The sequence below is a fragment of the Endozoicomonas atrinae genome (genome assembly GCF_001647025.1).
In the GTDB taxonomy this organism is placed as follows: domain Bacteria; phylum Pseudomonadota; class Gammaproteobacteria; order Pseudomonadales; family Endozoicomonadaceae; genus Endozoicomonas; species Endozoicomonas atrinae.
This window is the reverse complement of the sequence record NZ_LUKQ02000218.1, coordinates 1-9,049: the sequence shown is the minus strand read 5'-3', so window position 1 is coordinate 9,049 and position 9,049 is coordinate 1. Positions and strand designations below refer to the sequence as shown.

The 9,049-nt window shown below is 47.0% G+C and carries 8 protein-coding genes and 2 pseudogenes; 8 read left to right on the top strand and 2 right to left on the bottom strand.

Translation table 11 applies throughout. The features are described from left to right. Positions 1–176 (top strand): annotated as a pseudogene (locus AK963_RS35750) (IS256 family transposase); the annotation flags it as partial. A gap of 568 nt (positions 177–744) precedes the next feature. Here the strand turns inward: AK963_RS35750 and AK963_RS21700 are convergent. Then, entirely contained in the window at positions 745–1,518 is a 774-nt protein-coding gene (locus AK963_RS21700) for a hypothetical protein (protein WP_066017514.1), read from the bottom strand. Positions 1,519–1,821: 303 nt separating this feature from the next. Here AK963_RS21700 and AK963_RS21695 point away from each other — a divergent pair, with 303 nt between their 5' ends. From AK963_RS21695 to AK963_RS21665, 7 genes are all read left to right on the top strand, one after another. Beyond that, entirely contained in the window at positions 1,822–2,640 is an 819-nt protein-coding gene (locus AK963_RS21695) for a DUF3943 domain-containing protein (RefSeq protein WP_066017513.1), read from the top strand. 173 nt (positions 2,641–2,813) lie between these two features. After that, a complete protein-coding gene (locus AK963_RS21690; protein ID WP_066017512.1) occupies positions 2,814–4,613 on the top strand; it encodes a sensor domain-containing diguanylate cyclase in 1,800 nt (599 codons plus the stop codon). Between the two features lie 4 nt (positions 4,614–4,617). Next, on the top strand, positions 4,618–5,250 hold the full coding sequence (locus AK963_RS21685; protein WP_066017511.1) for a LysE family transporter: 633 nt from the start codon (positions 4,618–4,620) through the stop codon (positions 5,248–5,250). 28 nt (positions 5,251–5,278) lie between these two features. After that, entirely contained in the window at positions 5,279–5,911 is a 633-nt protein-coding gene (gene nth, locus AK963_RS21680) for an endonuclease III (protein ID WP_066017510.1), read from the top strand. A gap of 51 nt (positions 5,912–5,962) precedes the next feature. Continuing rightward, on the top strand, positions 5,963–7,015 hold the full coding sequence (locus AK963_RS21675; RefSeq protein WP_066017509.1) for a beta-N-acetylglucosaminidase domain-containing protein: 1,053 nt from the start codon (positions 5,963–5,965) through the stop codon (positions 7,013–7,015). Positions 7,016–7,069: 54 nt separating this feature from the next. Beyond that, a complete protein-coding gene (gene dapE, locus AK963_RS21670) occupies positions 7,070–8,224 on the top strand; it encodes a succinyl-diaminopimelate desuccinylase (RefSeq protein ID WP_066017508.1) in 1,155 nt (384 codons plus the stop codon). A 10-nt stretch (positions 8,225–8,234) separates the two neighbouring features. After that, the gene (locus AK963_RS21665; RefSeq protein ID WP_066017507.1) at positions 8,235–8,651 is read left to right on the top strand and encodes a hypothetical protein; all 417 of its coding nucleotides are present in this window, start codon (positions 8,235–8,237) and stop codon (positions 8,649–8,651) included. Positions 8,652–8,859: 208 nt separating this feature from the next. Here the strand turns inward: AK963_RS21665 and AK963_RS35745 are convergent. Further along, positions 8,860–9,049: pseudogene (locus AK963_RS35745) on the bottom strand (IS630 family transposase); the annotation flags it as partial.

Genomic DNA, 9,049 nt, shown 5'->3' with positions numbered 1-9,049 from the left:
GCGTCATTCGTAAGGCGATCAAGAACCGGAAGATTTTTCGGACTGATGAGTCAGTCATGAAGGTAATCTATCTGGCCATGGAAAAAGCTTCCGAGAAATGGACCATGCCGATCAGGAACTGGAAAGCAGCCATGAACCGGTTTGAAATTATGTTTCCTGACCGGTTCAAGGAGTAATAGTTTTGGTGGCGTTTACACAGAATTATTTACAGGCTCGGGCGGGAATGTTTTTTAGGTATTCCTCCAGAAAAAAGCTTGCTGCAGATTCCCTCTATATTTAACCCCCAGGACTTCAGCTTTGTCGGTAATGGATCTTTATTTCATGCACCTTCGAATACCAGCTTTGACTTTTTTGACCATGGCCCACATCTTGATAATCCCTCCGTCACCTCCCTCCCATCAACAAGAGTGCCGGCAACGATAACAGAAACCCCTGAAGCAGAGTGCGGGTATCAGATGACAGCAGGCATTATTCTTATGTCGGCTGGGGGAGGGTTACTGCTTATCGGGGCTGGCGCCAAGTGTATACACTGGTTTTGCAAGAATAAAAAGACAACAGACAGGGATGTAGAAGCTAATAAAAATAGTACAGTACAGACTGAGTTAAGAACCAGGCAGGGTACTAGCGTCGAACTTAATATACGTAATGAGACTGCGCCAAAGACTAAAACACAAAAAAAAGACCATAAGGTTTCTGAAACTTCTGTCTAAGAAAGGAGTACTGCTCAAGCACTCCTTTCATTCTTTAAAAATTCACATCAAACTGATAACTGTCAATCAACTGCTGGATATGATTATCCAGCTTTTCCTGATAATTCAGAAATGCACTCTGGTGATTCTGCTGGCCTACAAAAAGGGCATCATTCGCAGTATCAATCTTTTCTGTCTTCGAGATGCTTTTCTGCATAGGCTTATTTTCACGCCTTGCCTGTTCAGATGATAAATAAAATGCATAATTTTGTGATACGAGAATCCAGCCTCTCTCCATAATTCGGGCGGTTATCATAACTTCAGTATCGGTACCAGAAAGCGGATTGATGGTTACAGTTCGGTTCATTGTCAGGGGTATCATTTCATAATGAGCGTACTGACCGGAATATAAAGGGTTGAACGCTTTGATCTCCCATAACTGGTCAATATCTCCTCCCTCAGCATACACGGTACCCATTCCATTCGACCGATCTCGAATCTCAACATCAAGCTCAATAACAAAGCGGGCATTAGTTGGTGCAGTTACTTTCGTACCGGACTTTCTCAACGAGACTGATAGCTGTTTTTCAAGATACCGGGCAATATCCAAAGCGGTATGTTTTCTATCAACATAAACGGTATTTATTCCGATTCGCCCTCTGGAGATTAGACTTTCGGCCAGATGATTGGCAATGATGTTCCAATATTGAGTAAGCGGGACAGATTCATTCTCCGAGGAGGAGACTGCCAGAGCTCTGCTTGAAGGAAATAGTCCACCAATCATTAACAAACCTGTGACAACAATCAGGTAAAGCTGTTTATTAAACACGACACATCCCTATACTGCTTTTATATTTCAATGTAGCATGTGCATACTTGTAGCCTGATTCTTGTTCATATGACCTGAGCTACCACGTTGAACACAGTCAGAAATCCGGCACGTCAGAATAAGAGGCTGATTTATCAGCCCGGCAAATGCATACCCAAAATAATGATAAACCCCAATCGATTATTAGCTGCAGACACTATAGAATTCCCACCTTTCGTCCAGAACAGGGGTAAAACCTGAATGGATAACCCGTTTCCGGGTGGTGCCTGTACCTCCCACCAGCTATCTCATGAATAAAAGACGATGCTTAACCAGATATTGCCAGTTTTTCTATCTGGCCTGATCATGCTTTCCGGCTTTGCTCAGGCCAACACAACAGCTCCTGCAACGACGACAGAGGCTGTAACAGATACTGAGTTCACACTCTCCCTTCAGGAAGAGCGTTCTCCCTGGGCTGTGACTCTGTTTGATGACAATCCACAGGAAAATCAAGCTCGGCTCTGGTCCCAGACCAAATTGATGTTCGGCCTTGGGGTTGGTGTGATCGGTGCTCTGGCCGTTATGCCTGAATCTTTTACCAATTGGGATAAGTCCGAACTGAAACAGTTTCACAAAAAATGGTGGGATAATGTCAGCTCCGGCCCAGTCTGGGATGAAGATGACTTTTTCCTGAACTACGTAGCACACCCTTACTTCGGTGGTGTTTACTACATCGTTGCCCGAGAGTCCGGATATAACCAATGGAATTCATTTGTTTACTCCTTCCTGATGTCTACCTTCTACTGGGAATACGGTATTGAAGCCATTGCTGAAGTGCCTTCTATTCAGGATATTATCGTAACCCCCGTTGGTGGCTGGCTCTACGGTGAGTGGGCATTTAAACAGAAACGCTCGATTGTTGAGAATGATGGTCTGGTATGGGGCTCTTCGGGTCTGGGCTCTACAGCTCTGTTCTTCCTGGATCCGGTAGACAGCATTGACCAGTGGATCAATGGTGGTCGTGAACAGCCAGTTGTGGAAGACTTTAATATCCGTCTGGCATTCGCCCCTACCTTTTATCAGGTGCAGGATCAGGATGAAGACCGGAATTACTTTGGTCTGGTCATGACATTCCGCATGTAACTCTTTTATATACTTAACATTTCCTCCCAAAAACAGGGCATTACAGCCCTGTTTGCCAAAATTCTGGCAAAACCAACCCACTATTTCTTTGTAATACTGAAAAGAGCAATAACCATTAACAGTTAATAAATTCACTGGGTCCAGCCCAACCAATGGCTAACAGGGAAGTTGCCATGTTCCGTAAATCTGCAGCTCTGGCAATGCCAGCAATTCTGATGACACTGGTGCTCACCGCCAGCCTCACCTTATTAACACTCCATTTCAAAAATATCCTGCTGCAGAGTTACCAAAGTAAGCTGGAGCAAGCTGCAGAAATAACATCGCGAATCCTCCGCAACGACATTGAACTCCATGGTTATCAACACTTCGACTTTGATGTAGTTGCAAGCGATATAGGCGGTAGTGCTGACGTCAGAGTTACCATAATTAATGAAGATGGAGTCGTTATTGGTGACTCGCTGGTTCCCAATCATGATCTTGACCAGATTGATAATCATGGATCCCGTCCAGAAGTACTGGAAGCTTTTGAGCATGGAAAGGGTTCATCAACCAGGCACAGTCATACCAAAGGATATGACCTGATGTACTATGCACTGAAGGCTACCATTGTCAGCCCCGGAGACCATGACCACGGTGGTGAACATGACCATGAGCCTGCCAGCCATATTTCTGATGCAGGCGACACTTATATCATACGTACAGCTGTTGCCATGAATCTGTTCACCGACGAATTGATGTGGATCTGGGTCTGGGTAGTTGTCATCAGTTTACTGGGTGTTTTTGTGGTAATCATGATCACTCGCTTCTTCAGCTCCATGCTCGATAAACAGGCTAAACGTGAGCGAGAGTCACTGAAAACAGAAGTCAAGGAAAGAACTCACGAGCTCAGTTTGATGCAGCGACTGGGTAGCCTGATGTCAGCCTGTACCACTATCGACAGTGCGGCTAACGTCGTTCATCCAATCGCAGACCACTTACTGCCAGGATGCCGTAGTGGTGCTATCACACTGATCAAGTCTTCCAGAAACCGATTGGATCTTATTACTCAGTGGGGAGAACAGTGGCAGGGGAGTGACCGTTTTGAGCCCAGTGATTGCTGGTCATTGTTAAAAGGGCATACTCACTTCAGCAGCGAAGATGGACTGGAAATTCGCTGCCGCCACAGCAACATGGAAAGCGACCTATACCAGGTTTGCATTCCTCTGGTTGCACAGGGCGAAACACTGGGTGTTCTACACCTTAATTATGATGACCAACAGGCTCTGGAGAGCAATATATCCAAAGCTGAGTCCATGGCAGAACAGATCGGTCTGGCACTGGCTAATATGCGCCTTCGAGAAGATCTCAGACAACAGGCTATTCGTGATCCACTGACCAGCCTGTTCAACAGACGATATATGATGGACTTTCTGGAGCAGCATACGTACAGTGCTGAAAGCCAGAATGAAACACTCTCTGTCATGATGATCGACCTCGATCACTTCAAGCGTTTTAATGACACGTTTGGTCATGATGCCGGTGACTATGTCCTGAAGCAGGTCGCCATGGAATTAAAGCAGTCAGTTCCTGAAGGTGATCTGGTTTGCCGTTACGGTGGTGAAGAAATCTGTATCGTCTGTCCCGGTACCGACCTGGACACCGCCACAGAACTGGGGAATATGCTGGTCACCCGGATCGCTGGGCAGGGCATGCAGTTTAATGGTCAGTCTCTAGGTAACGTTACCATTTCGATGGGTATAGCAAACCGCTTGAACGCTGAAACCAATCATGACCTGCTTCTTAAAGAAGCCGACAATGCCCTTTATCAGGCCAAAGAGCGGGGACGGAATAGAGCAGTTATCAGCACCCCGGAAAGCGCCCCCCTGCACATTCTTCTGACGAGAGTTAATACAGAAACACCTCGTCAGAAAAAGCTTTTTGCCAATAGACTTGCTGTGCATAATCCTCTTTTCTCTTGTTCATGCACAGAATAAACCCATGAGTCTTTACCTTGAGACCGCCCTTCAAGTGGCTTTCATCTGGACACTGGCCTGCTGTACGCCAGGCGCTAATGTGCTGCTTACCATGAACACAGCCCTGCGCTATAACCGTTTACTGGCCATTGGCTCTGCAGCGGGAGTAACGTTTGGCATTATTCTGTGGGGAGTCTTGGGAGCATCAGGCGTTCTGATCATACTGCAGACCTTTCCATGGTTGTTTGGCTTGATGAAGCTGCTGGGAGGCAGCTACTTGCTCTATCTGGGCCTGTCAAAGGTCTATTGCACCCTGAAAAAGAACAGTAAAAAGGCTGATGACATAGTCAGGCGGGAGCACCTCAAGTCACCTTTGCACCTTGCCAGACTTGCCTTTTTCACCAGTATCATTAACCCAAAAACCGGACTGTTTGTTATCAGTCTCTTCTCTGTTGCCATGCCCAAAGAGCCATCATGGCAAATTTCCATGCTCTGTGTGTCCATCATGGCCAGTATAACCCTGCTATGGCACCTGCTTTTAGCCTGTGCATTTTCAACAGCATCAGCTCAGACGTTTTATCAGAAATCCGTTAATCTGATTGATTACCTTACCGGGGGACTCTTCACCCTGTTTGGCATTAAACTAATCTCGAGCTGATTTTTATACTTTTTAAACTGGTCAAAGGATGAATAAGGAAAAACGAACGCAGATTTTCACCCGACTTCGGGACGCAAACCCTAACCCAACGACAGAACTGAATTACACGACCCCATTTGAGCTGCTTGTGGCGGTGATACTGTCTGCACAGGCTACTGATGTCGGAGTCAACAAAGCCACTGATAAACTCTATCCAGTTGCCAACACTCCTGAAGCGATTCTCGCTCTGGGTGTTGATGGCCTGAAGGAGTACATAAAAACCATTGGGCTGTTTAATGCCAAGGCAGAAAACGTTATCAAAACCTGCCAGATCCTGATTGATGAGCACAATAGCGTGGTACCAGATAACCGGAAAGATCTGGAAGCGCTGCCGGGTGTTGGACGAAAAACGGCTAATGTCGTTTTAAACACCGCCTTTAATCAGCCAACCATGGCGGTGGACACCCATATTTTCCGGGTATCGAACCGGACTGGAATCGCCCCTGGAAAGGATGTACTGGAGGTTGAAAAGCGACTGGTTAGACTGATTCCCAAAGAGTTTCTGATGGATGCGCACCACTGGCTGATCCTTCATGGCCGTTATGTGTGTAAGGCAAGAAAGCCACAATGTGGCAGCTGCATTATTGAAGATCTCTGTGAATACAAACAGAAAACGTCGTAGGCTAAGATTTAGTGTCGATTGGGCTTATTTTTAACAGGGAGTTATCTGCTGATGGCATTCCAATACGGTGTAATTGAAGGGTTATATGATCAGGACAAACAGTGGTCCTGGGAATCCAGGAACGCCTATGCCAGCTTCTGCGCCGGAAAAGGCTTCGATTTTTATATCTACGCACCGAAGAATGACCCTTATCTCCGTGAGCAGTGGGATCAACCCTGGCCAGAAAATGATTTCAATCACCTGAATACACTGGGTTTGGAGCTTAAACAAAAGAATGTGCGTTTTGGTCTCGGGATTACTCCCTTCAATGTACGTGAGTTAAGCCAGACAAGTCGCCAACAGCTGAAACAGAAAATCGCCAGTATCAATCAATTGAACCCGGAGATTCTCTGTATTCTCTTTGATGATTTCAGTAACGACATTGATGATCTGGCAAAAACCCAGGCTGACATTGCTGAATTTATTGCCGGAGAAAGCACTGCGACCCAATTTATTGTCGTAGGCACTTACTACTCAAAAGACCCATTACTGCAGAGGGTTTACGGCGCAATGCCTGAAGGTTACTGGGCCGATCTTGGGCAGTACCTGGATCCTCAGTTTGAAATTTTCTGGACAGGAGACCACGTAATATCTCTGGGCTATGATCAGCCTGGTTTGCAGGAAATGACTGATCAGTTCCAACGCAAACCCTTCCTTTGGGACAACTATCCGGTGAATGATACCGACTGGCTGAAGAACCGGCTCAGGCTCTACACCTTCACTGGCCGCCCATGGCAAATCAGCGACTGGTGCAGTGGTCATGCCGTCAACCCGATGATTCAGCCCTGGCTATCGATGATCCCACTGGCGACTCTGTCCGACCTTTACCATCAAAAAGACCGGTTTGATGGCCATGCCAGCTTCAAGCAGGCAGTGAATGATCTTTGTGGTAAAGAGCTAGCATCCGCTATCCAAGATAACCTCCTCTATTTTACTGAGGAAGGCACGCTTAATTTTTCCGGTTTTACCCGTAAACGCCTGGAAAAAACCTTTTCTGAGTTTCAGTCCGAAAAAGAGCAACCGTTTACCCGTGAAATACTCAAATGGTTGCAGCCCAGTGAATAATGCTAGACTGCATCTCAATTTCATATGAATACCGATTTCTTACCAGAACAATAAATGACAGACTCCCTGAATATGACATCTAACACCCTCCAACTGGCAATGGATTTGATCAGCCGCGCTTCTGTCACTCCTGAAGATGAAGGTTGCCAGGAACTAATGATCAGCCGCCTGGAACCATTGGGCTTCAAGGTTGAACGACTCCGTTTTGGTGAGGTTGAAAATATCTGGCTGCGCAGAGGTGACCAGAGTCCGGTACTGGCTTTTGCCGGACATACCGATGTAGTGCCCACTGGCCCGGAAGAGAAATGGGACAACCCACCATTTCAGCCAGCCGTCATCGACGGCATGCTGCATGGACGGGGAGCCGCCGATATGAAAGGCAGCCTAGCCGCCATGGTAACCGCATGCGAAGACTTTCTGGCGAAACACGCTGATCACAAAGGATCCATCGCCTTTCTGATTACCAGTGATGAAGAAGGCCCGGCCAGGAACGGTACGGTAAAAGTTATTGAACACCTCGAAGCACGAAACGAGAAAATCGACTGGTGCCTGATTGGTGAGCCATCCAGCACCAATACGGTGGGTGATGTGGTGAAAAATGGCCGTCGTGGCTCACTTCATGGACACCTGACCATTAAAGGCATTCAGGGACATGTGGCCTATCCTCATCTGGCCAGAAACCCGGTACATGAAGTGGCACTGGCCATTGCTGACCTCACGGGCGAAGTCTGGGATGAAGGCAATGAATTCTTTCCTCCCACCAGCTTCCAGATCTGGCAGATCCATGCCGGTACCGGCGCCAGCAATGTCATACCCGGAGAATGTCAGGTTAATTTCAATTTCCGGTTCTCATCAGAAGTGACTGCTGAACAACTTCAGCAACGCGTTACCGCAATTCTGGATAGCCATCAGCTGGAATACGATATTGACTGGCATCTGAGTGGTCAGCCGTTTCTAACCCGCCCTGGGGCTCTGGTCAATGCAGCTCAAAAAGCTATTCAGGAAGTTACCGGAATGGAAACAGAACTATCTACATCTGGTGGTACATCCGATGGTCGCTTCATTGCCCCAACGGGCGCGCAGGTGGTGGAACTTGGCCCGGTAAATGCCACCATCCATAAAGTCAATGAATGCGTTAAAGCGGAAGATCTTGATACCCTGCAGGAAATCTATACAGGTATACTTAAGCATTTGTTAGCTGAAAAGTGACGTTTCTCAAATGAGCAGTCTTGATCCATCGCAAGCCGGCACTGTCGAAGTCGACGATATTGAAGTTTATGCCAAGGACCTCTCCCTGGAAGCTATAACTGACTGGCTGAACGACACCTTTGATAGCGTGGTGGCTGTGAACAGCGGCAAGGTGGTGCATGACATAGAGGTAACCCGCCAGGGCAAAACGATTCCTGTCATGATTGTTGAAAGTGCTGTTGGCAAGGCCTGGACCAGCATCTGGTTTAAAACCACTGGCACCCCCTGGCAGGATGACACCGAGTGTGCCAGAAGCCTTCAAGCCTATGGCCAGTGCAGGGTTCGCTGTAACTCTGGCCCCTGGCAGGAAGGGGCCGACATGGATGAATGGTGGCAGCTGGATGAACATGGGCAGGAAAAACTGATCAAGTGGCCTAACGCTTCATAACAGGAAGGCAGCAATGCCGACTTTCCGCCCCTATTCATCAAATATTGCATACCTACAATAATGATCTTTAATTCTTAGCTGATTACTGAATAAATTGGCTAAGGATTAGCTCTTTGCTGAAGGTCATTCTCGATGCCACTTCCTGTTATTATTGACTGCGATCCAGGTCATGATGATGCGCTTGCATTATACCAATTGAATTTTCTAACTACTGTATAACTGCCCAATCACGGGAGCACAGACTGAACAGTCGACCAGCTTCGCTGCAAAGGTTATTCCAAGCTTCACAGCAACAATCTACAATATTTTCATAACCTGAAAATGCTTTGTTTGATAAGTCATGCTCCCGCATCCACTCCCATAGCCTTTCTGAGCTGTTTAACTCCGGTGCGAATGGT